The following is a 22,532-nucleotide window of genomic DNA, read 5'->3' on the forward strand; positions in this document are numbered from 1 at the left end:
AGCGATCACCCCCGTCAGCACGCCGACGGTCCGGAGCCCGGACCGGAGCAACCCCCTGAGGATTCCTCCAGACGTCACCTGGTGATGCCCGGGGACGTCCTCGACGCCTACGAGCGTTCCGAGCCCCGGAGCGAACCGGAGACCGGCCTGAAGACGGTCCGGGACCCGAGCGAGATCGGTGACGTGGGTACCGCGGACCGCGCGGGCCTGGAGGACGGCGACGAGATCGGTGGTTCGGCCCACACCGGTCCGGGCAACATCGCGAAGTCGACCGCGATCATGGCGGTGGGCACGATTGCCTCCCGTGTCACGGGCTTCGTCCGCACCATCGTGCTGGCGGCGGCGATCGGTACCCAACTGCTGGGTGACGCCTACCAAACCGCCGGCATGGTGCCGTACATGATCTACGACCTGCTCATCGGCGGGTTGTTGGCCAGTGTGTTCGTGCCGTTCCTGGTCAAGCGGCGCAAGCTGGACGCCGACGGCGGGAACAAGACCGAGCAGCGCCTGGTCACCCTGATGCTGCTGGCGCTGTTCGTGCTGACCCTGGTGTCGGTGCTGATCGCCGAGTGGTTCATCCGGATTTACGCGGGCGGGTTCAGCGGGGATCAGTACAGGGTCTCCGTCATCCTGGCCCGTTTCCTGGTGCTCCAGATCTTCTTCATCGGCGCCAGCGGTCTGGCCAGCGCGATGCTAAACGCGCGTAACAGGTTCGGCGCTCCCATGTGGGCACCGGTCGTGAACAACATCGTCATCATCGGCATCTGCCTGTGGTTCCTGTCCATCGCCGGGCCGGGCCGCACGCCGGAGACCGTGACCGAAAGCGAACTCGCCCTGCTGGGTCTGGGCACCGCGCTCGGCCAGGTCGTGCAGGCGGCTGTGCTGGTCTGGGCGCTGTGGGCCGCGGGCTTCCGCTGGCGCCCCCGCCTGGACCTGCGCGGTTCCGGGCTGGGCGAGGCGGCCGGTGCGGCCTCGTGGATGATGCTCTACATCGTCGTCGCCCAGGTGGGCGCGCTCGTCTCCACCAACGTCGCCACGCGCGCGGGTTCGATGTCCGCGGAGCTCGGCTACGACACGGGTTCGGGTATCGCGGCGTACAAGTTCGCCTCGATGCTCTTCCAGCTGCCGTACGCGATCATCGCGGTCTCGGTGATCACGGCCCTGCTGCCCCGGATGAGCGAACACGTCGCGGCCGGGCGCAAGGACCAGGTGCGCAGCGACTTCTCCCGCGGCTTCCGCCTGTCGTCGGTGCTGATCGTGCCGATCGCGGTGGCGATGATCGTCTTCGCGGTCCCCTTCTGCGTGATGATCTACGCGCAGGGCAGCACCAGCGCCGAGGACGCGGCCGCGATCGGTCGCATCCTGATGGTCTTCTGCGTGATGTTGATCCCCTTCACGCTGTTCCAGCTGCAGATGCGCGTGTTCTACGCGCTGGGCGACACGCGTACCCCGGCCCTGATCTCGATCCCCTCCGAGATCGCCCACGCGGTAACCGCGATCAGCCTGCTGTACTTCATGGCCGACAGCCCGCAGCACATCGTGGTGTGGCTGCCGGTGCCGTACGGGCTCTACTACATCGTGGGCTCGGTGATCATGTGGTACATGCTGCACAAGAGGCTGAACGGGCTGGACGGCCGCAAGACCGCGTCAACCCTGTTCAAGCTGCACGTGGCCACCATCCCGGCGGCCGCGTTCAGCGTGCTGATGATCGTCGTCTTCAACGGTCTGCCGGGTGATCTGTGGCCCGCCCTCGCGTCGATGGTGGCCGGAGGACTGGTCGGTGCCGTACTGTTCGTGGTTGCCGCCAAGTTCCTCAATGTGACTGAAGTCACATCGTTCCTGGATTTGGTCAGAACCCGGCTGCGACGCCGCTGATCACCTGGAATGGATGACGTTGGGTAGTCGCACCCTGGTACGTCCCAGAAGGTGAATGAGTACCCGATGTCCTCCAAAGAGGCTGTTCAGGCGTCCTAGCATGGACAGACACCGCTTTACCGCCAGAGCACCGTTTATCCGAGCTGCCCGAAGGGAGGCTGGGGACAGCAGACAGGGCCGACCCCCTCGCGTGCGCCCACTGTGGCATCACGCGACCCAGCGGCACTGGCGCCCGTCACTCCCATCATGAGCACCTTCCTGATCGAACCCGGGGCGAAGCTGGCCAACCGCTACCGACTCGACCACGTGGTGAGCGAGACCGGTGGTGCGACCCGGTGGAAGGCCACCGACGAGACGCTCGCGCGTCCGGTCGCGGTATGGACCTTCGCCGAAGGATTCCCGCGCACGTCAGAGGTGGTGCGCGCGGCCCGGGCCACGAGCCGTATCCCGGACGCCCGCGTCACCCAGGTCTTCGACGCCGACGACACCTCACCCGTCCCCTACGTCGTCGAGGAATGGGTCATCGGCTCCTCTCTCGCCGACCTCCTGGCGCAGGGACCGATGGAGCCCGAGCGCGCGGCGGGCCTGGTCGCCGAGGCGGCCGAGGCCATCACCGCCGCGCACGCCCAGGGGCTCCACCATCTGTGCCTTTCCCCCAGCAAGCTCATGTGGAGCAGCGGCGGAGCGGTCAAGGTCACCGGTATCGGCGTGGACGCCGCGCTGCTGGGGAACAACGTCCCCCAGCCCGGCGCGATCGACGCCCAGGGCCTGGGCAACCTGCTCTACGCGGCGCTCACCGGCTACTGGCCCGGCGGCCCGCAGAGCGGTCTGCCCGGCGCCCCGCAGGGGCCCATGGGCCCCTACCCGCCCGGACAGCTCCGGCAGGGCGTGAGCGAGCCCCTGGCCTCCATCACCACCCGCGCGGCGCTGCCGCACCTGGTTGGTCAGATGGTGCCCGGACCGCCCATCTCCAGCCCCGCCGAGTTCTGCTCGGCCATGGCCGCGGTACCGAGGCTCATCCCGCTGCCGGTCTCCCCCGCGGAGGCCACGCAGCAGCCCGAGCAGGGCACCTCCCGGCGCACGGGCGAGTTCGACGCCACCACCAGCCAGCGGCGCAGCAGCCGCAACGGTTCGGCTCCGGACCGGAGTAGCGGCGCCCGCGCGGCTGCCTCCCGTGTGGACCAGCGGGCCGCCCGCGACAAGAACGGTTCGGCCAAACGGATCCTGATTGGTGCGGTGGCGGTGGCACTGTTCGCCGCCGTCGTCGTCGGGGCCTGGCAGGTCGGATCGTCGTTCAACCCCGGCTCGGACGAGGCCGTCGACCCGAGCGCCAGCACGACCGAGGACGAGCCGGACAGCGCGGAGTTGACGGTCTTCGACATCAACGGGGCCCGGGGCTTCGACCCGATGCCGAACGGCGACGGTGACGAGCACTCCCAGAACGCCCACCTCGCCTTCGACGACGACCCGAACAGCAGCTGGAGAACCCAGGGCTACTGGGACCCCCTGGAGATGCAGAAGGAGGGCGTCGGCCTTCTGCTGGACCTGGAGTCCAGCCAGCAGGTCCACGAGGTGGACCTGCTGCTCTCCGGTGGAACTCACGGCGTGGAGATCCGGGTCGGGGACAGCGACGAGGTCAGCGACCAGGAAAGCCTAGACGCCAACCTCCCGGCCGCGTGGTCGGGCAGCGTCGGCGGCGAAGAGACCATCCCTCTCGACGAGAGCGCGACCGGACGGTACGTCCTGGTCTGGTTCACCGAGCTCCCGGAGAACAACGGAGAATGGCGTGGGACCATTAACGAGGTCGAGGTACGCGGGACCTAGTTCTACTTGTGGGGTATGTGATCAGCGCTGATGGACGCGTCCCAGGAGCTTCCTGACAAGGAGCTGTTGTCAAGACACGCTCAGGGTGACGAACAGGCGTTCGCGGTACTGGTTCGCCGCCACCGTGAGCGCCTGTGGGCTGTCGCCATCCGGATGATGGGCGAGCCGGAGGAAGCTTCGGACGCCCTCCAGGACGCGTTCCTGTCCGCGTTCCGCGCCGCCGACCGCTTCCGGGGCGACGCCCAGGTCACGACCTGGCTGCACCGCATCGTGGTCAACGCCTGCCACGACCGCCTCAGACGGCGCAAGGTGCGCCCGGCCACCCCGACCGAGGACGAGACCCTCGACGTCATCTCCAACGAACGCCTGAGCCGTTCAGGGGGCGGCCACGACCACGCGGCGCAGACCGAGGCCCGCCTGGACGTGCACGCCGCCCTGGAGCTCCTACCGCTGGAACAGCGCATGGCGCTGACCCTCGTGGACATGCTCGGCTACCGGGTGGACGAGGCCGCCGAGATCCTCGAGGTCGCCTCGGGCACGGTCAAGAGCAGATGTGCTCGAGGTCGCGCCAAACTTCTTCCCTCGCTGGCCCATCTAAGGAACCCTGGGCCGCCCCGAGACGTCACATCTGGGAGAGGAGGTGCCAACCCATCGTGACGTCCCATCCAGACGTGGAGGCACTCGCCTTCTTCGCGGAGGACCTTCTGGCCCCCGACGAAGAACGCTCCGTGGCCGCCCACATCGAGACCTGCGCGAACTGCGCCACCACCCTCGACGAGCTCTCAGGGGTCACCCGTGTCCTCGCCGAGGCGCCCGCACCCGCGCTGCCGCAGGACGTCGCCGACCTCCTCGACGGCCGCATCGCCGAAGCTGTGAACGAACGCTCGGCGGCCGCCTCGTCAGCTGAGATACCTGCGCCTGAGACACCCGTGCCCGGACCCTACGGTCCGGAGAGCACCGCACCCGGAACACCCGCGGACGACGCGCTCGCCCCGGTCGTTCCCATCGCCGCCCGACGCCGTCGCTTCGGCCTGCCGCACCTGATGGCGGTCGCCGCCGCGTCCGTGTTCGTGGTCGGTGGCGGTGCGGCGATCATCAACGGGGTGATGGGCGGCCAGCAGGAGAGCGGCGTCGCCTCACCGCTGATGGACGAGGACGCCGAACCGGAGGTCGCCCCCGACACCGCGCAGTCCTACTCCGCGGAGTCGGTGGCCAGCGGCACGGTCTACACCGAGGAGGGTCTCGGCGCCCAGGCGGCTGCCGTCCTGGCTGAGGCGGAGAGCGAGGAGCCCGAGGAGGGCACGGGGGCCCAGGCCCTGGAAGGACTGCCCTCCGGCGCACAGGAGTGCGTCACCCGTTTCGAGGAGGCCAACGGCGTCCGGATCACCCTGGTCGACGACGCGTACTTCGACTCCGGCGACGGCGCCGAGCGCGCGTGGGTCCTGTTCACCCGGGACACCGACGGTGTCTCGGCGGTCGTGCTCGACCCCGCACACTGCGTTCAGGGCGGACCCGACTCCGGGGTCATCACCGAGCAGCCGCTGTAGTCAGCCCCCTCCGGCACGGACCAACCCTGTTTCGTAGGCCAGCACCACCAGGCCCACCCGTCGCCCGCCACCACCCTCAACGGACACCTACGGTGCAGTACTTCCCGCAGGTCACGCACGCTGAGTTTGGCGAGCAGGCGGCCCACGTGGGTGCGGGCGGTAGCCGGGCTCAGATGGAGCTGCGTGCCGATCTCCTGGTTGGACATCCCGCGGCCGACCAGGGCGAGGACCTCGCGTTCGCGATCGGTGAGGGCGTCCAGGCGGGTGGCGGCCCCGGGCGGGAGCTCGGTTGCGGCGAGGCGTTCGATCACGCTCCGGGTCACCCCGGGTGAGAGCAGGGCGTCCCCGGCCGCGACCGTGCGGACCGCATCCCTGAGCTCGCAGGGTTTGGCGTCCTTGAGCAGGAACCCGGCCGCGCCCAGGCGCAGCGCGGCGAACACGTTGTCGTCCTCGCCGAAGGTGGTGAGGACGACGACCCGGGTGTCGACATGTCGGCGCCCCGACGTGTCGACACGTCGACGTTCCAGTTCCCGCGGGACGCCGAGGCTGTCCACGGCGGGCATCTGGAGGTCGAGCAGGACCACCTCCGGGCGGAAGCGGTCGATCTCCACCAGCGCCTGACGGCCGTCGGCGGCCTCGGCCACCACCTCGATGTCGCCGTCCCGTTCCAGTAGTGACCGCACCCCGGTGCGTACGAGCTCCTGGTCGTCCACGAGCAGGACCCTGGTCACGCGTCACCCCCGAGGGGGATCCGTGCGCACCCGGAACCCGCCGTCGGGGGCCGCACCCGCCTCCAGTGTTCCCGCCACCATTCGCACTCTCTCCCGCATCCCGGCCAGCCCCGAGCCCTTGTCGTGTTCCCCTGCGGGGGCGGCCGTCCCGTCGTCGGTGACCGTCACCTCAAGGGTGTCCTCCGTGCATTCGATCCGCACCGTGGCGGTGCGGGCCCGCACATGCCGGAGGGTGTTGGTGATGGCCTCCTGAACCACCCGGTAGGCGGTCGCGTCGATCAGCCCAGGCAGCCCTGATCCGCCCTCCCCGGCGGCACGCCCGGCCGCGTTCCCGGTCACCTCGACGGCCAGCCCTGCGGCCCGGACCGAGGGCGATCGCGAACATGTAGGCCACGGCGGTCGGCAGCTCTCCCCCCACCGATGCCCGCGCTGATCGCGATCGCCACCACGGCGAAGACGGCGAACCCCAGCAGCACGTCGATGATGACCGCCTGGCGGCCAGAACGATCGGGGGAGCCGGAGTGGTCGGGCATGCGGCGATTCTACGGAGCGCGCCCCGCGGGCACCCGCTCTTCCGCGCGCGCCCGGCTACGCGTTTCGACGTACCGGAAAGGGAGCGGCGGCGGACGCCCCGGGGCCGGTGCCCTCCGTAACGTCCGAAGGGTCAGCGGCGAAGCAGGAGGGGAACAGTCATGGACCGAGAGCAGAACACCCTGATCGGCATCCCGTAGTCGCTGGTCCTCGCCCTCGGTGCCCTCGCCCTGGTGCGGCCCCTGATGAGCGCCACCGGGGTCTCCGAGGCGATCGGCTCGCCCTGGGCTCAGCTGGGGGGGCGACGGCGCTCATCACCGTGGCCTGGGTCGCAGCCGTCGTCGTGGCCAGGGCCCCCACCCCTTCCCCACCCTCGTCTGCACGAGTGTGGCCTACGGGGTGATCGCCATCGTGCTGAGCGCGGTGCTGTCCCCGTTCCTCCATGGGGAGCCCCAGGGGCCGCTCGCCAACCCCTTCGCGGTGGTGTCGGTACTCACCACCAACGCCCTCTGGGGAGCCCTCTCCGGAGGTCTGGCCCTCGCGGTCCGAACGGCCCTGGGCCGGGGGGCCGCAGGGGACTGAGATCCATACCCCGCCCCCGTACGCTGGGCGGATGTCAGGGCGGGAATGGGGTGCGCCTACCATCGGTTGTGCTAACCATCTTCCCCTGTCACGCCACCGTGGCCGGGCAGCGACTGTGTGAAGGGCCTAGAGCGTGAGTGACGTCCGCAATGTCATCATCATCGGTTCCGGACCGGCGGGTTACACCGCTGCCGTGTACGCCGCGCGCGCGGAACTGCGCCCGCTCGTGTTCGAGGGGTCCATCACGGCCGGTGGTGCGCTCATGAATACCACCGACGTCGAGAACTTCCCCGGGTTCCCGGACGGGATCATGGGCCCGGACCTCATGGACAACCTGCGCAAGCAGGCGGAGCGCTTCGGCGCCGAGTTGGTCCCTGAGGACGTCACCGACGTGGACCTGACCAAGCCGGTCAAGGAGGTCACCGCGGGCGGTGAGACCTTCCTCGCGCACACCGTCATCCTGGCCACCGGCTCCGGCTACCGCGAGCTGGGCATCCCCGGCGAGAAGGAACTGTCCGGCCGGGGCACCTCCTGGTGCGCCACCTGCGACGGCTTCTTCTTCCGTGACCAGGACATCGCGGTGGCGGGCGGCGGCGACACCGCCATGGAGGAGGCCCTCTTCCTCACCCGCTTCGCCAAGTCAGTGACGGTCATCCACCGCCGTGACGAGCTGCGCGCCAGCAAGATCATGGCCGAGCGCGCCTTCGCCAACGACAAGATCACCTTCCTCTGGGACACCGAGATCACCGAGGTCGTCGGAGAGGACCGCGTCAGCGGGCTCAAGCTGATCAACAACAAGACCAACGAGACCAGCACCCTGGACGTGACCGGTCTGTTCGTCGCGATCGGCCACGACCCGCGCGTAGAGCTCTTCCAGAAGCAGATCGAGCTCGACGAGGAGGGTTACGTGAAGGTGGACGCCCCGTCCACGCGGACCAACCTCGAGGGCGTCTTCGCCGCGGGCGACGTGGTCGACCACCAGTACCGCCAGGCGATCACCGCCGCGGGCACCGGCTGCTCCGCCGCGTTGGACGCCGAGCGCTTCCTCGCCGAGATGGGCAACTAGCGCCCGCCGGGCAGCGAACCAACCTCCCCCGCACCTTCCATCCGGTTTCGTCGAACCAAGGAGAACCAAGCAGTGTCCACCGTCAAGAACGCCACCGACGCCACTTTCAAGGCGGACGTCCTCGAGAACAGCAAGCCGGTCCTGGTGGACTTCTGGGCCGACTGGTGCGGCCCCTGCAAGCAGATGGCCCCGGTCCTGGACAAGCTCGCAGAGGAGCACGGCGACAAGATCGATGTCGTCAAGATCAACACCGACCAGAACCCCGACACCCCCCGCGCGTACAACGTCATGTCGCTGCCGACCATGAACGTGTACAAGGACGGCGAGGTCGTCAAGCAGATCATCGGCGCCAAGCCGAAGCGTCTCCTGGAGCAGGAGCTCGCCGAGTTCCTGTAGGTCCGGGAACCGAGCACACGCGAGCCGAGAGGCCCCCAGGTCGAACCTGGGGGCCTCTCGCCGTTCCTGCCAGCTCACCCAAGGGTGGCCGCCCCCACCCTCCCCCACGTCGCTCCTGGTGTTTCGAGGAGGCCTGTTTCACGTGAAACAGGCCCCGCGCACCAGCCCCGGCGGCCATCCCGGACATGCTGCCCGGACGTCCTGCCCCGGACACGACGATGGCGGTGTTTCACGTGAAACACCGCCATCGCGCGCGAGGGTGGAAGCTCAGTTCTCGCGGTCCATCAGTTGTCCTGGCCCATCTGGCTGATGATCCGCTCCAGGTCCTCCATCGTCGCGAACTCCACGACGATCTTGCCCTTCTTCCGGCCGATGTCCACCTTGACGGTGGTGTCGAGCCGGTCGCCCAGCCGCGTCGCCCACTCCTCGATCTGCGGGGGGTTGCTGATCCGACCGGCGGTGGACCGGCGGGGCTTCTCCTCCTCCGGGATCTCCCGGAGCGCGACGATCTCCTCCAGCGAGCGGACCGACAGACCTTCGTCGTTGACCCGCTTGGCCAGACGTTCCTGGGCCTCGGGCTCGTCGATCGCCAGCAGCGCACGCGCGTGGCCCGCGCTGAGCACCCCGGCCGCCACCCGCGTCTGCACCTTCCCGGGGAGGTTGAGCAGACGCAGTGTGTTGGCAATGTGTGAACGCGACTTACCGACCTGCTGGGCCAGCTCCCCCTGGGTGGTGCCGAAGTCGTCCAGCATCTGCTGGTACGCGGCCGCTTCCTCCAGCGGGTTGAGCTGCTGCCGGTGCAGGTTCTCTAGGAGAGCCTCCCGGAGCAACTCGTCGTCGTCCGTCTTCCGGACGATCGCGGGGATCCGCTCGAGCTCCGCGAGCTTGCTCGCCCGGAACCGGCGCTCCCCCATGATCAGCTCGTAGCGGGGGCGGTCCCCGCCCTCGAGCTTGCGGACCACGACGGGCTGAAGCAGACCGACCTCGATGATCGAGTCCCTCAGCTCCTCCAGGGCCTCCTCGTCGAAGTGCGTCCTGGGCTGACGGGGGTTGGGGGTGATCGAGGCGAGCTCGAGCTCCTCCATGTAGGTCCCGTCCGGCATCTCCACCGGGCCCTGCTGAACCTCGGGGGGTTCGGGGACGGCGGACACCGTCGTCTCACGAACGCTCTCCACCGGCGCGGGGGCGGTCGGCCCCTGCGGAATGAGCGCCCCCAGTCCCTTGCCCAGTCCGCGCCGCTGCTGGCTCACCGGCAACTCCCTCCACACTCCTTGCGTGTTTCCGCTCGACCGGCCGCGCCGGTCGAGCGGAGTGTTTCACGTGAAACAACCACCGTCAGCCGGCGTTGAGCCCCTCGGCCCGGAAGGCGATCTCGCGAGCCGCCTCCAGATAGGCCACCGCGCCGGTGGACGTGGGGTCGTAGGTCATGACCGACTGCGCGTAACTGGGCGCCTCGGAGACACGAACGCTCCGCGGTACCAGCGTGTCCAGAACGAGCTCGCCGAAGTGCGAGCGCACCTCGTCGGCCACCTGCTGGGCGAGCCGGGTCCGGCCGTCGTACATCGTCAGCAGAATCGTGGTGATCGACAGTCCCGTGTTCAGGTGCGACTTGACCAGCTCCACGTTGCGCAGCAGCTGACCGAGCCCCTCCAGCGCGTAGTACTCGCACTGGATCGGGATCATGACCTCGTCGCACGCCACCATCGCGTTGACCGTCAACAGGCCGAGCGAGGGCGGGCAGTCGATGAGGATGTAGTCGAGGTCCGACGTCTCGTAGGCCGCGAAGGCCCGCTTGAGCCGGGCCTCACGGGCGACCAGGGAGACCAGTTCGATCTCCGCGCCCGCCAGGTCGATGGTGGCCGGGGCGCACCACAGGTTGGGGATGTCCGGGACCGGCTGAGCCAGCTTCCGGATCTCCTCGTCCTCGACCAGGCAGTGGTAGATGGACCGGGTCTGGTTGTCGCGTTCCATACCAAGAGCGGTGGACGCGTTCCCCTGCGGATCGAGATCGACCACGAGGACACGCTGACCGTGCATGGCCAGGGCGGCGGCGATGTTCACCGTCGTGGTGGTCTTGCCCACCCCGCCCTTCTGGTTGGCGACGCTGATCACCCGGCAGGACTTGGGGCGAGGCCAAGGGTCCTCGTGCCCACGAACCTCCATCGCGGCATGCGCCGCGCGGGCAATGGGGGTGTCGGGGACGCCTTCGCGGGCTGTGTCGCCATGCCATGTTTCACGTGAAACAGGGGACTGGCTCACCGCGGGTCCCGCTGATGTTTCACGTGAAACATCGAGCAGATCTCCATAGGCGCCCGCTGGTGTTTCACGTGAAACACCAGCATCGTTGGCTGGGTTCTGGGGCACGAATGAGTTCACCTCTTCCGTCCGCGCTTCTTTTTGCCGTTCCGCGCCTTCTTCTGGGAACCTCCCGACGCGGACGGACCACCGTCGGATGTCACCGTGACGCGAACGACCGTGGTAGCGGGATCGACTTTACCCCGCCCCACCTTGATCACATCGCAGACGCCAGGGCGCAGTTTCGAAACGTCTTTCTCTGCCTCGGCCAGTTCGGCCTCCGCCTGCTCCCCCTTGAGGGCCAACAGGCTGCCACCCTTACGCAGCAGAGGCAGCGACCACCCCGCCAACCGGGAGAGCGGTGCGACCGCCCGTGCGGTGACGAAGTCGGTGTACAGCTCTCCGTGTGCTTCCTCCGCGCGGCCCCGCCGAACCTCCACGTTGGTCAGACCAAGGGTCTCGACCGCCTCGTCGAGGAAGACCGTCCGCCGCAGCAGGGGCTCCAGGAGAGTCATCTTGATATCCGGACGCAGCAGGCCGAGCACCAGACCCGGCAGTCCCGCACCCGATCCGACGTCCACCACCTCCGCACCCTCGGGGATCAGCTCCTCGACGACAGCGCAGTTGATGAGGTGCCGCTCCCAGAGGCGGGGCACCTCGCGCGGGCCGATCAGCCCGCGACGCACCCCGTCGTCAGCGAGGAGTTCGGCATAGCGCGTCGCCACGGGCAGAGTGTCTCCGAAGACCGCCGCCGCCTGCGGGGGCGGCGCGGGGAGCGTAGCGCCGGGCTCCTCAGTGCCCGAGGTCATCGGTCACCACCTGTCGGAACTCGTCCATCGTCACTTCCATGAACCGTTGGGTCGCCATGTCGACCTGTCCACAAGGGGACATCGGCCGACCGACACGGGAAGCGCGCGGCGGATCGCGGTCGTCGCGCGCATGGGGTTTGGTTCCTTCCCCGCACGGATCGCATGGCGCGCGGCTCCACTCGCGGCGTCACCCCGGGAGTCCCGAGGGCGGCACGACTCGTGTCGGGAAGGCCCCGGAGATGATCCTACGCGGGGGCCGCACCCGGGTTTCACGTGAAACACCTCCCGCGCCCGTGGTGCGCCCCGCGTATCCGGGCCATGTCGGCATCGGCAGGCCTTCCCTCAGGCAGCGCCCTGCGGACAGCGCCCTCGCTCGGTTCCCGTCGGATCGCCCCTGGCACAGCAGGCCTGCTTCTCCCCGGGCATGACGAAGGGGCGGTGTTTCACGTGAAACACCGCCCCTTGAGTCTGACCTTGTTCCGCTAGTCGGCGGGGTGGACCACCACGTAGCGGTTGGGCTCCTCGCCCTCTGACTCGCTGCGCAGACCGGCCGCGGCCACGGCGTCGTGCACGACCTTGCGCTCGAACGGGGTCATCGGCTCCAGCGGGTGAATGTCGCCGGTCTCCTTGACCTTGTTCGCGGCCTCGGCACCAATCTGGAAGAGCACCTTGCGGCGACCCTCGCGGTAACCGCCGATGTCCAGCATCAGGCGGCTGCGCTCACCGGTGGCCCGGTGCACGGCCAGACGGGTCAGCTCCTGGAGGGCCTCCAGAACCTCACCGTCGTCACCGATCAGCTCGTCCAGGGTGGCGCCGACGACGGAGACCATCGCGCGGTCGCCCTCGACATCCATGTCGATGTCGCCGTCGAAGTCCGCGATGTCGAGGAGACCCTCGATGTAGTCCGCGGCGATGTCACCCTCGTTCTCCAGGGCATCGACATCGATTCCGGCCTCAGGTGCCTCAGCCACCGCTACTCCACCGCTCTCTTCCTCGCTACTTCCCACAGCGATCCCGTCTCCTCAATCCGTCAGTCCCTGGCCGTCGTACGCCTCAGGGGCATTGTCGCCTGCGCACTCGAAAGTCGCCGCGGCCGACACGAAACAGGGAGGTCCTACTTGGACCCACCGCTGCGTTTGGAACGCGTCTGCTTCTTCGGCTGCTTGCGTTCGATCTTAGGCTGTTCCTTCGGTTCCGGCGCGGGTTCGGGCGCCTTCTTCCGACCGAGCATGCCTTTGTTAGAGCCCTTGGCGCTGCCCTTGTCGGAGTCGGCGGCCTCACCGGGAAGCGGCTGGTTCCGGTAGAGGAAGTGCTGCTGCACCATCGTCCAGACGTTGGACGTGACCCAGTAGACGAGCACACCGATCGGCATCATGAGACCGAAGAGCCCGAACGCGGGCGCCATGTACATCATGATCTTCTGGGTCTGCATCATCGGGTTGTCGGGCTGCTGCGCGATGCTGCGCTTGATGCTCTGACGCATGGTCAGGAACGTCGTGGCACCCATGACCACACAGGCGATCGCGATGACGATCTTCGCCATGATGGGGTCGGTCGCGCCGAGCGCCAGCAGGTCCTCTTCCGAGGTGTTGAACTGGGCGGCGATCGGAGCCGCGAAGATCATCGCCTCACGGGCGTTGTTGGCGAGCTCCTCGGTGAAGCCGTAACGGGCGTGGCCCTCGGCGACGCTGCGCAGCACGCTGAACAGTGCGAAGAAGACCGGCATCTGGAGCAGCAGCGGGAGGCAGCCCATGATGGGGTTGGTGCCGCTCTCCTGGTAGAGCTTCATCGACTCCTTCTGGAGTCGCTCCTTGTCGTGCTTGTAGCGCTCCCGAAGCTTCATGATCTTCGGCTGCACTTCCTGCATCTTGCGCTGCGTGTTCATCTGCTTGACGAACAGCGGCACCATCAGGAGTCGCATCAGACAGGTGAGCAGCACGATGGACAGGCCCCAGGCCCAGCCGCTGTCGGGGTTCAGGCCGACGAAGGTCAGACCCGAGTGGATCCAGACCAATACGTGGCCGATGATGTTGTAAAGCCAGTCCAGCACCGGCCAACTCCTCGGTGATTCGGTTCAGCTACTGGTCCCCGGATGCGGCACCGGTGTGCCCGGTTCCGTCCGTAGACTCCTCGGACTCCTCGTTCCGGCGCCCCTTGGGCGGCGGAACCGGATCAAGACCCCCGGGGTGGAAGGGGTGACAGCGGGCGATCCGCCTGACCGTCAGCCACAACCCGCGGGGACCTCCATGCACGCGGAGCGCCTCAACGCCGTACGCGCTGCACGAAGGGTAGAAACGACAGACCGGGGGAAAGAGCGGGCTGATAAAACGCTGGTAACCGCGGATGGGCAGGATCAACAACCGTGCGAAAGCCGTCGGTCTGTGCTCGGTCATTGCTGCGTCCACCGTTCTCCGCCCTCCTGAGGGCGGCGGTCGCCGTCTGCTTCACTCTTCGCCGACTCGACCGGTTCGGGGCGCGGGCCCCCGCGGCCGCGTCGGCGTTTGGCGGCCCCTCGGGGACGCTGAGCCGCGGCGATCGCGCTGTCGAGTTGTACCGCCAGCTCCTCCTGCCGCAGGGACGCGGCCGAGGGCTTGGCACGCACTACCAGAAGGCTACCGTTTGGCAGATCAGCCAACCGTGCCCGTACCACGTGGCGCAGGCGCCGCTGTACGCGCTTACGCACCACGGCCCCGCCAACGGCCTTGCTCACGACAAAACCGACGCGCGGCGGTGCCGGGGCGTCGGTGTCAGTACTGCTGTCAGCGGGTTGCCGGGGGGCGAGGTAGACCACGCCCAGGGCGTCACGCGAGGCGCGCCGCCCCGAACGCATGACCGTTCCGAACTCGGCGCTGCGGCGCATCCGGTTCTCCGGCGACAACATCGGCGTTCCTCCGGGAGAGGGGTGCGGCACGGCCCTCGGCTACCGGTTCCGTGCCCCACGACAAAGGGACCGGCCGGCGAGAAGGCCGGACCGGTCCCAGTGAAGACTTGAGGCTAGACGTGGCCTAGTGGCTCACGGTCAGCGCGGCGCGTCCCTTACGACGTCGCGAGGCGATGATGGCGCGACCGGCGCGCGTACGCATGCGCAGCCGGAAGCCGTGGACCTTCGCGCGACGCCGGTTGTTCGGCTGAAACGTACGCTTGCTCACTACTGGCTCCAGGGGCGTGTCAGGAAAGTACTACGACAGACCCCCAGGATATGCGGGGCCTTACAGTGCGTGTGCCGTGGCCGCGCTTCGCGAGAAAACACGAGCGCAGGCAGAATCATCGGCATAAGCATAAAGAACATACGACCTGGTCGGGTCGTGGTCAAATCAGACCTGCCGACGGACCCGCCCGCGGCTGCTGGCGGGTGGGCCGTGACCGGTGGCGGACGCCACTGTGCACAGTCTACCTCGCCGCCTGTGGACAACCGGTTGTCCACAGCGTGTGAGACTTCCACAGGAGGCGAGGGCTGTGGATAACCTCAACCTGTGGATAACTCTCCCCCGAGGCCGCCCACAGCCGCCCCGAAGCTGTGGATAACTCGCCTACACACGCCCTGGCCTGCACATTGTGGATAACTTCACAGAACACACAGGGGGCTGCCATCCTGTGGATAAACCTGTGCACAACTTGTGGACAACCTCGCGAACCTGTGGATACCCAGGGGTAGTCAAACCCTTGGCCGCCGCGGGCCGATCCGGTTGTCCACAGGCTCCGAACGACCGAACCGACCGCTCCCGTACCGGCTCCCCTGCCCCGGCACCCCCCGCAGGGGAGGACAATGGGATGTGTGGGCCCCCGGGTTCCCACGCGCCCGATACACGCCGTACAACCTCCCCCGTCCCCTCACCGCTTCCAATCCGCTCCGAACAGATCCGCACCGAAGGGACAGCAACCATGGCAGGTCACCTTGGCTGACGCACAGGTCAACCTCGCAATGGTCTGGTCAAGCGTGTTGGACGGGATCGACAACGACTCCCTGCCCGCACACCAGCGCGCATGGCTGCCGCAGACCCGGCCACTGGGTCTGATCGAGGACACGGCGCTGATCGCAGCGCCCAACGAGTTCACCAAGAAGGTCCTGGAGACACGCCTCTACCCGGCGATTAGCAAGGCCCTCTCCGCGCACCTGGGACGGGAGATCCGGGTCGCGGTGACCGTGGACCCCACAGCCGTACCCACCCCGCCGCCGACCCCCGCGCCGTACGGCGTGAGCAGAGACACGGGCACGAACACCTCTCTCTCGGCCCCCGGTGCCCCGCGCCCCGAGCAGCCCGCCGGCCACGAGCCCGCGCCCCGGGAGACCCCGGCGCACGAGCCGCGCGGCCAGCACGCGCGCCCGGCCGGTCCGCCCCACACCGAGACCCCGTACCCCGCGCAGGCCCCGCACCCCTCCGAGGCGCTCGGCGCCCACCCCGGGCACGCCCGGGCGCAGGAGGCACAGGCCGACCTGCTCGGCCCTGCGTCCCAGCAGCCGGAACCGCAGTCGGCGGCGGCACGGTCTTCGGCGCCGGCACCGCAGGAAGTACAGCAGCCCGCACCCCAGCAGGCGGCACCCCAGCAACACCAGGAGCCGCGGTACGCGGAGCCCGGCGGTTGGGCCCCCGCCGCCCAGGAGCAGCTTCCCCAGAGCCACTCCCCCGCACCGCAGGCACCGGTCACGCAGCACACCGCCGCGCCTGCGGCCCAGCCGCAGGGCGGTCAGGAGGTACAGCCCTCCTGGTCGACCTCCCCGGGTTGGGAACAGTCCACCCAGGAACAGCTGTGGCAGCAGCAGAGCTGGGGGGATCCGTCCTGGGACCAGCCCAACCGCTGGGAGACCCCGGCCGCGCAAGCCCCCGCACCGGAGCCCGCTCCCGAACCCGCTCCGACTGAAGCTGCTGCGCCGGGCGGGCCCGAGGAACCGCAGGTCGCCGAGCCGGTCGAGGACGCCCCGGCCCCCGCTCCGATCAAGGAGGAGGGCGCGCGGAACAGCGCTCCGGCCTCCCCCTCACCTTCCTCTCCCCCCGGGCGCTCTCCGGAGATCCCGCCGGGTGAGCACGCGCGGCTGAACCCGAAGTACACCTTCGACACCTTCGTCATCGGCTCCAGCAACCGGTTCGCGCACGCGGCCTCGGTCGCGGCCGCCGAGGCCCCGGCCAAGGCATACAACCCGCTGTTCATCCACGGGGGCTCCGGGCTGGGCAAGACCCACCTGCTGCACGCCATCGGCCACTACACGCACCGGCTCTACGAGGGTTCGAGGGTGCGGTACGTGAGCTCGGAGGAGTTCACCAACGAGTTCATCAACTCGATCCGGGACGGCAAGGCGGACGGGTTCCGCCGCCGCTACCGGGACATCGACGTACTGCTGGTGGACGACATCCAGTTCCTGGAGAACAAGGAGCAGACGCAGGAGGAGTTCTTCCACACCTTCAACACGCTCCACAACTCCGACAAGCAGATCGTCATCTCCAGCGACCGGCCACCCAAGCAGCTGACCACGCTTGAGGACCGGATGCGCAGCCGGTTCGAGTGGGGCCTGCTGACGGACGTTCAGCCGCCCGAGCTGGAGACCCGGATCGCCATCCTCCGCAAGAAGGCGGCCCAGGAGGGCCTGGCCGCCCCGCCCGAAGTGCTGGAGTTCATCGCCAGCAAGATCTCCACCAACATCCGGGAGCTGGAGGGCGCACTCATCCGGGTGACGGCCTTCGCCAGCCTCAACCGGCAGTCGGTGGACCTGGACCTGACCGGCCAGGTGCTGCGGGACCTGGTCCCCAATGCCGAGGTGCCGGAGGTCACGGCCAGCGCAATCATGTCCCAGACGGCGGCCTACTTCGGGCTCAGCCTGGAGGACCTGTGCGGAACCTCCCGTTCCCGGGTCCTGGTGACGGCGCGGCAGATCGCCATGTACCTGTGCCGTGAGCTGACCGACCTGTCCCTGCCCAAGATCGGGCAGCAGTTCGGCCGCGACCACACCACCGTCATGCACGCCGACCGCAAAGTCCGCGCGCTGATGGCCGAGCGCCGCTCCATCTACAACCAGGTGCACGAGCTCACCAGCCGGATCAAGGACCAGCCCTCGCTGACCTGACCGTCGGCTCTGTGCCCCCTCAGCCGAGCACAGGGGATAGAGCGACATAGAGACATAGAGACACGTAGAGGGGGAGGCACCGCCTGATATGGCGGGGCCTCCCCTCTCTTCCGGCCACAAGTCCCCCTGTCGCCCTGTCGACTTCTCTCCCGAGCCATCGCTCACCCGGCCCCGGCCGTCGACCGCCCCTCGACGTGCCCGCGGGTCGCTGTCTCCGTGTCCGCGTGTCGCCGTGTCCACGTGTCAACTTCTTCTCCCGGGAGCACCTCCCCCCGGCCCCGGGGCCGCTTCCTGCCGTCCCCGGGCTCTGTCCACAGCCTGAGCGCCGTCTCCCGCCCCTCCGCTCTGTCCACAGTCTCCGAACCTTCCCCGGAACCGCCCGAACAGAGTTATCCACAGGCTTGTGTGAGGGTTTCTCCCCTGTGGAGAGGTAAGCCCGTGTCATGGCCGAGGCGTACCGTCCATGCCAGACACACACTGTTTCCCCTGGTTTCCAGGGCCTCCAGAGCCTGTTGCCCTGCCCACACCGGCAGGAAAAGGCCGTGACGAGGGACCGTGACAACGATCAGGGTTCGTAGTTTGAGAAGAGCCTGTGGAAAACCCTGTGTACAGACTCTTTGTCCAGCTTCGCGAGCTCTGTACGGTGCTCCGAAAAAAAGTTTTGAGGTTTCTCGGCGAAGTTATCCACAGGAAGGGCGCCAAATCTGTGGACAACACTGTGGATAACCTGTGGACAACCCCCCGAATCCTGTGGGTAACTCACCGTCGCCCTGTGGACACAGCCACCCGTCATCGGATCACCGCACCACCGCCCGCTGTGGACAACTTGGGGAAAACCTGTGGATGAACCTGTGGACGAGCTGTGGACAACCTGGGGGCCCCTGTTTCTGTCCACAGGCGGGCCGAGTTACGCACAGGGTCATCCACAGGGCCTGTGGACAAAAATTCGCGGTCTGACCTGCGAGAACAAGGGTTATCCACATTATCCACAGGCCCTACTACTACGACGCACCTTCATTAACCAAGATGTGGCGTCAAAACAGCTTCGCGGAAAATCTGTGGACAAAGCCCCGAGATCGAGGTGACGGCGGTCCGGTCCTGAGCTGGCAGCGGCAGCGGGTGAATCCGGGTAACGTGTGGTCTCGCCCCTGTCCTCCGCCGCTCCAGATCTGAGCGGTGGCCCCTACGGGATCCGAGGCCGCTTCCGTGGCTCGGTCCGCCTCCGGCGCGGACACCGTCCACATCCTGGGGACGGAGCCCTCCGGCCGATCCACGAGACACCCACGAGCTGCAACGTTGAGGCTGCGACCGGTCCCCCGGTCCTGCGGAAAGTGAGTCGGAAAGTGAAGTTCCGGGTCGAACGCGACGTACTGGCCGACGCTGTCGCCTGGACAGCGCGAACACTGCCGACGCGCCCCTCTGTTCCGGTCCTGGCCGGGATCCTGCTGGACGCCGGCGAGACCGACGGCCGCCAGCGGCTGCGCCTGTCCGGCTTTGACTACGAGGTCTCGGCGCAGGTCGCGGTGGACATCGAGACCGAGGAGGCCGGGCAGACCCTGGTCTCCGGTCGTCTCCTCGCCGAGATCACCCGCAACCTTCCTCCACAGACTGTGGAGATCTCCACGGACGGCCCCAAGGTCGTCGTCAGCTGTGGCAGCGCCAAGTTCACCCTGAACACCATGCCGGTCGAGGACTACCCGTCCCTGCCGGAGATGCCCGGTGTCAGCGGGACCATCGGCAGCGACGTCTTCGCCGCCGCGGTCAGCCAGGTCGCCGTGGCCGCGGGGCGTGACGACACGCTCCCGATGCTCACCGGCGTCCGGGTCGAGATCGAGGGCGAGACCATCACGCTCGCCTCCACCGACCGCTACCGCCTGGCCGTCCGCGAGCTGAGCTGGAAGCCGGAGAACCCCGAGCTGTCCGCTGTCGCGCTGGTTCCGGCCAAGACGCTCCACGACACCGCCAAGACGCTCACATCGGGCGCCGAGGTCTCCATCGCCCTGTCGGGCAGCGACTCCGGCGAGGGCATGCTCGGCTTCGAGGGCGGCGGCCGCCGGACCACCACGCGTCTGCTGGACGGCGAGTTCCCCAAGTACCGCGCCCTGCTGCCGGACACCTTCAACACCGTGGCCGAGGTCAGCCGCTCCGAGTTCATCGAGGCCGTCAAGCGCGTCTCGCTGGTCGCCGAGCGCAACACCCCGCTGCGGCTGGCCTTCTCCCAGGGCGCCCTGGTGCTCGAGGCGGGCACCGGCGAGGACGCACAGGCTGTGGAAACCCTCGAGGCGGAACTGGACGGCGAAGACATCCAGATCGCCTTCAACTCCGGGTTCCTGCTGGACGGGCTCGGCGCCATCGGCACCGATGTGGCCCGCCTGCACTTCACCACCTCGACCAAGCCCGCGATCCTCACCGGCAAGCCGGCTGAGGAGGGCTCGTCCCCCGAATACCGCTACCTGATCATGCCGGTCCGCCTCTCCGGCTGACCGGAACACCCGTTCGACCATCCGGCCATTCGGTCGTTCGGGGGCCGCCGCCCGCGCACAGCGCCACGGGCGTGCGGCTTCCACATGTCCACAGGTGCCCAAGGGGGAGTCCACACATGCAACTCGGAATGATCGGTCTCGGCAAGATGGGCGGCAACATGGCCGCCCGCCTGCGCGAGAAGGGCCACGAGGTCGTCGGCTACGACGTCTCCCCCGGTGAGCGGGACGTCGAGACGCTGCCCGAGCTGGTCGACCGCCTCCAGGCGCCGCGCGCCGTGTGGGTGATGGTCCCGGCCGGCGACCCGACCGCAACGATCATCGCTGAGCTCGGCGATCTGCTCTCCGAGGGCGACATCATCGTCGAGGGCGGCAACACCCACTACGTCGACGACGTCCCGCGCTCCGAAGAACTGGCCGCCAAGGGCATCGGCTACGTCGACGCCGGGGTCAGCGGTGGTGTGTGGGGACGCCAGAACGGCTACGGCATCATGATCGGCGGCCGGGACGAGGACGTGGAGCGCCTGCGCCCCGTCTTCGACTCCCTCACCCCCGACGACGGCGGCGGCTTCGTGCACGCCGGTGCGGTCGGTGCTGGGCACTTCGTGAAGATGGTCCACAACGGCATCGAGTACGGCATGATGCAGTCCTTCGCCGAGGGCTACGAGCTCATGGTCGCCTCCGGCATCGTCAAGGACGTCCCCGGCACCCTGGAGAGCTGGCGCGAGGGCACGGTCGTCCGCTCCTGGCTGCTGGACCTGCTCGGCCGCGCCTTGGAGGAGGACCCGGACCTGTCCGAGCTGCGCGGTTACGTGCAGGACTCCGGTGAGGGCCGCTGGACCGTCCAGGCCGCCGTGGACCTCGCGGTCCCCGCCCCGGCGATCACCGCCTCGCTCTTCGCGCGGTTCGCCTCCCGCCAGGACGACAGCCAGGCCATGAAGGTCGTCGCCGCCCTGCGCAACCAGTTCGGCGGGCACGCCGTCACCAAGACCGAGGCGAAGACCGTCACCGAGGCCGAGGCACAGGCCGTCGACGAGGACTAGCCGCACCCTGTTCTCTCTCCGGGGGCGGTCCGGGGTTCACCGGACCGCCCCCGGCACCGTTTTCCCAGCGTGTTCCACTGTTTTCACCGCTTCGCACTGTCTCCCCGTCTTTTCCGCTCCCCCGCTTCAGGAGGAAGGCCGGATGTACGTCTCCCACCTGCAACTGGCCGACTTCCGCTCCTATGAGTCGGCCCTGCTGCGACTCGAACCCGGCGTGAGCGTGTTCGTCGGCTCCAACGGCCAGGGCAAGACCAACCTCGTCGAGGCGATCGGTTACGTCGCCACCCTCGGCAGCCACCGGGTCTCCTCGGACACCCCGCTGGTCCGCCAGGGCGCGCCCCGAGCAATCGTCAGCGCCAAGGTCGTCCGGGACGGCCGGGACATGATGGTCGATCTGGAGATCAACCCGGGCAGGGCCAACCGGGCCCGGGTGAACCGCGGTGCGGCCGGGCGCCCCCGCGACGTGCTGGGCATCCTGCGCACTGTGCTCTTCGCCCCCGAGGACCTGGCTCTGGTCAAGGGCGACCCGGGTGAGCGGCGCCGCTTCCTCGACGACCTCCTGGTGGCGCGGGCCCCACGGATGGCGGGGGTGCGCTCGGACTACGAGCGGGTGCTCAAGCAGCGCAACGCCTTGCTGAAGTCGGCCTCGGCCCGGTTGCGCCAGCGCGGCACCCCGGACCTGAGCACGCTGGAGGTCTGGGACTCCCACTTGGCCGAGACCGGGGCTGAGCTCCTGTCCGCCCGGCTGGGGCTGGTGGAGGAGCTGCGGCCGCTGATCGCGCACTCCTACGCGGGGTTGACCGACTCCGGTGGTCCGGCGGTGCCCACCTACCGCAGTTCGGCCGTCCCGGAGGGGCAGGAACTTCCGCACGACCGTCCACAGCTTGTGGGCATCCTGCGCGCGGCCATGACCGAGGCGCGCGACCGCGAGCTCCAGCGGGGTATCAGCCTGGTCGGCCCGCACCGCGACGAACTCCACCTCCAGCTTGGTGAACTGCCCGCCAAGGGGTACGCCAGTCAGGGGGAGTCCTGGTCGTACGCGCTGTCCTTCAAACTGGCCGCGTTCGAGCTGCTGCGGGCCGAGGGTGACGACCCGGTCCTGATCCTGGACGACGTCTTCGCCGAGCTGGACGCCGAGCGCCGCCGCAGGCTGGCCGAGCGGGTGCGTGACGCGGAGCAGGTGCTGGTGACCGCGGCGGTGGGTGAGGACATCCCGAAGGAGCTGGACGGCGCCAGATTCGGGGTGCGCCGGGGGGTGGTCGAGAGTGAGTGAGGGTTATCCACAGCCTGTGGAT

General features: G+C 68.5%; 21 protein-coding genes and 1 pseudogene. 11 read left to right on the forward strand and 11 right to left on the reverse strand.

Features of this window, described 5'->3' with window-relative positions:
- Positions 1-84: 84 nt before the first annotated feature.
- The 4 genes from murJ (at position 85) to D457_RS0104460 (ending at position 5,246) form a co-directional block, all read left to right on the forward strand.
- Positions 85-1,875 carry a murein biosynthesis integral membrane protein MurJ gene (gene murJ / locus D457_RS0104445; protein WP_017579440.1) on the forward strand — a complete coding sequence of 597 codons (1,791 nt, stop codon included), beginning with the start codon at positions 85-87 and terminating at the stop codon, positions 1,873-1,875.
- Positions 1,876-2,121: 246 nt separating this feature from the next.
- Entirely contained in the window at positions 2,122-3,699 is a 1,578-nt protein-coding gene (locus D457_RS0104450) for a protein kinase family protein (RefSeq protein WP_017579441.1), read from the forward strand.
- Between the two features lie 30 nt (positions 3,700-3,729).
- Positions 3,730-4,356 (forward strand): RNA polymerase sigma factor SigM, encoded by a 627-nt coding sequence (gene sigM / locus D457_RS0104455; RefSeq protein ID WP_017579442.1) that lies wholly within the window; start codon positions 3,730-3,732, stop codon positions 4,354-4,356.
- A gap of 14 nt (positions 4,357-4,370) precedes the next feature.
- Entirely contained in the window at positions 4,371-5,246 is an 876-nt protein-coding gene (locus D457_RS0104460) for an anti-sigma factor family protein (RefSeq protein ID WP_017579443.1), read from the forward strand.
- On the opposite strand, the pseudogene D457_RS31865 reads toward D457_RS0104460, so the two are convergent.
- The 3 genes and pseudogenes from D457_RS31865 to D457_RS0104475 form a co-directional block, all read right to left on the reverse strand.
- A pseudogene (locus D457_RS31865) lies at positions 5,247-5,977 on the reverse strand (response regulator).
- Positions 5,978-5,980: 3 nt separating this feature from the next.
- On the reverse strand, positions 5,981-6,316 hold the full coding sequence (locus tag D457_RS0104470; RefSeq protein ID WP_017579444.1) for an ATP-binding protein: 336 nt from the start codon (positions 6,314-6,316) through the stop codon (positions 5,981-5,983).
- Positions 6,313-6,510, reverse strand: coding sequence for a hypothetical protein (locus tag D457_RS0104475; RefSeq protein WP_017579445.1), 198 nt, complete (start codon positions 6,508-6,510; stop codon positions 6,313-6,315). Before D457_RS0104475 ends, D457_RS0104470 begins: the two co-directional genes overlap by 4 nt.
- Before the next feature lie 385 nt (positions 6,511-6,895).
- Here D457_RS0104475 and D457_RS37680 point away from each other — a divergent pair, with 385 nt between their 5' ends.
- The 3 genes from D457_RS37680 to trxA all read left to right on the forward strand — a co-directional run bounded on the left by D457_RS37680 (position 6,896) and on the right by trxA (position 8,552).
- On the forward strand, positions 6,896-7,090 hold the full coding sequence (locus tag D457_RS37680) for a hypothetical protein (RefSeq protein WP_338042999.1): 195 nt from the start codon (positions 6,896-6,898) through the stop codon (positions 7,088-7,090).
- Between the two features lie 133 nt (positions 7,091-7,223).
- Complete coding sequence (trxB, locus tag D457_RS0104490; RefSeq protein ID WP_017579448.1) at positions 7,224-8,156, forward strand: thioredoxin-disulfide reductase; 933 nt, start codon at positions 7,224-7,226, stop codon at positions 8,154-8,156.
- Positions 8,157-8,228: 72 nt separating this feature from the next.
- The gene (gene trxA / locus D457_RS0104495) at positions 8,229-8,552 is read left to right on the forward strand and encodes a thioredoxin (RefSeq protein ID WP_017579449.1); all 324 of its coding nucleotides are present in this window, start codon (positions 8,229-8,231) and stop codon (positions 8,550-8,552) included.
- A 284-nt stretch (positions 8,553-8,836) separates the two neighbouring features.
- Here the strand turns inward: trxA and D457_RS0104500 are convergent, their stop codons facing one another.
- The 8 genes from D457_RS0104500 to rpmH all read right to left on the reverse strand — a co-directional run bounded on the left by D457_RS0104500 (position 8,837) and on the right by rpmH (position 14,805).
- On the reverse strand, positions 8,837-9,802 hold the full coding sequence (locus D457_RS0104500; protein WP_017579450.1) for a ParB/RepB/Spo0J family partition protein: 966 nt from the start codon (positions 9,800-9,802) through the stop codon (positions 8,837-8,839).
- 85 nt (positions 9,803-9,887) lie between these two features.
- Positions 9,888-10,715 (reverse strand): ParA family protein, encoded by an 828-nt coding sequence (locus D457_RS0104505; protein ID WP_026116323.1) that lies wholly within the window; start codon positions 10,713-10,715, stop codon positions 9,888-9,890.
- A 209-nt stretch (positions 10,716-10,924) separates the two neighbouring features.
- Entirely contained in the window at positions 10,925-11,656 is a 732-nt protein-coding gene (rsmG, locus tag D457_RS0104510) for a 16S rRNA (guanine(527)-N(7))-methyltransferase RsmG (protein WP_017579452.1), read from the reverse strand.
- Between the two features lie 482 nt (positions 11,657-12,138).
- Positions 12,139-12,627: a Jag family protein gene (locus D457_RS0104515; RefSeq protein WP_017579453.1), complete on the reverse strand. Its 489-nt coding sequence runs from the start codon at positions 12,625-12,627 to the stop codon at positions 12,139-12,141.
- A 143-nt stretch (positions 12,628-12,770) separates the two neighbouring features.
- A complete protein-coding gene (yidC, locus tag D457_RS0104520) occupies positions 12,771-13,706 on the reverse strand; it encodes a membrane protein insertase YidC (protein WP_017579454.1) in 936 nt (311 codons plus the stop codon).
- A 28-nt stretch (positions 13,707-13,734) separates the two neighbouring features.
- Complete coding sequence (yidD, locus tag D457_RS34515; protein WP_083926661.1) at positions 13,735-14,049, reverse strand: membrane protein insertion efficiency factor YidD; 315 nt, start codon at positions 14,047-14,049, stop codon at positions 13,735-13,737.
- On the reverse strand, positions 14,046-14,537 hold the full coding sequence (rnpA, locus tag D457_RS0104525; protein WP_017579455.1) for a ribonuclease P protein component: 492 nt from the start codon (positions 14,535-14,537) through the stop codon (positions 14,046-14,048). Before rnpA ends, yidD begins: the two co-directional genes overlap by 4 nt.
- Before the next feature lie 124 nt (positions 14,538-14,661).
- A complete protein-coding gene (gene rpmH / locus D457_RS34520) occupies positions 14,662-14,805 on the reverse strand; it encodes a 50S ribosomal protein L34 (RefSeq protein WP_014909187.1) in 144 nt (47 codons plus the stop codon).
- Positions 14,806-15,578: 773 nt separating this feature from the next.
- Between rpmH and dnaA the strand changes: the two genes are divergently transcribed.
- The 4 genes from dnaA to recF all read left to right on the forward strand — a co-directional run bounded on the left by dnaA (position 15,579) and on the right by recF (position 22,510).
- Positions 15,579-17,714, forward strand: a complete 2,136-nt coding sequence (gene dnaA / locus D457_RS0104530; RefSeq protein ID WP_017579456.1) for a chromosomal replication initiator protein DnaA — start codon at positions 15,579-15,581, stop codon at positions 17,712-17,714.
- Positions 17,715-19,057: 1,343 nt separating this feature from the next.
- A complete protein-coding gene (dnaN, locus tag D457_RS0104535; protein WP_017579458.1) occupies positions 19,058-20,197 on the forward strand; it encodes a DNA polymerase III subunit beta in 1,140 nt (379 codons plus the stop codon).
- A 116-nt stretch (positions 20,198-20,313) separates the two neighbouring features.
- Positions 20,314-21,237: a phosphogluconate dehydrogenase (NAD(+)-dependent, decarboxylating) gene (gene gnd, locus D457_RS0104540; RefSeq protein ID WP_017579459.1), complete on the forward strand. Its 924-nt coding sequence runs from the start codon at positions 20,314-20,316 to the stop codon at positions 21,235-21,237.
- Between the two features lie 142 nt (positions 21,238-21,379).
- Positions 21,380-22,510 (forward strand): DNA replication/repair protein RecF, encoded by a 1,131-nt coding sequence (gene recF, locus D457_RS0104545; RefSeq protein ID WP_017579460.1) that lies wholly within the window; start codon positions 21,380-21,382, stop codon positions 22,508-22,510.
- Positions 22,511-22,532: the final 22 nt, after the last annotated feature.

Origin of the sequence: Nocardiopsis valliformis DSM 45023, assembly GCF_000340985.1 — a bacterium.
Taxonomy (GTDB): Bacteria; Actinomycetota; Actinomycetes; order Streptosporangiales; family Streptosporangiaceae; genus Nocardiopsis; species Nocardiopsis exhalans.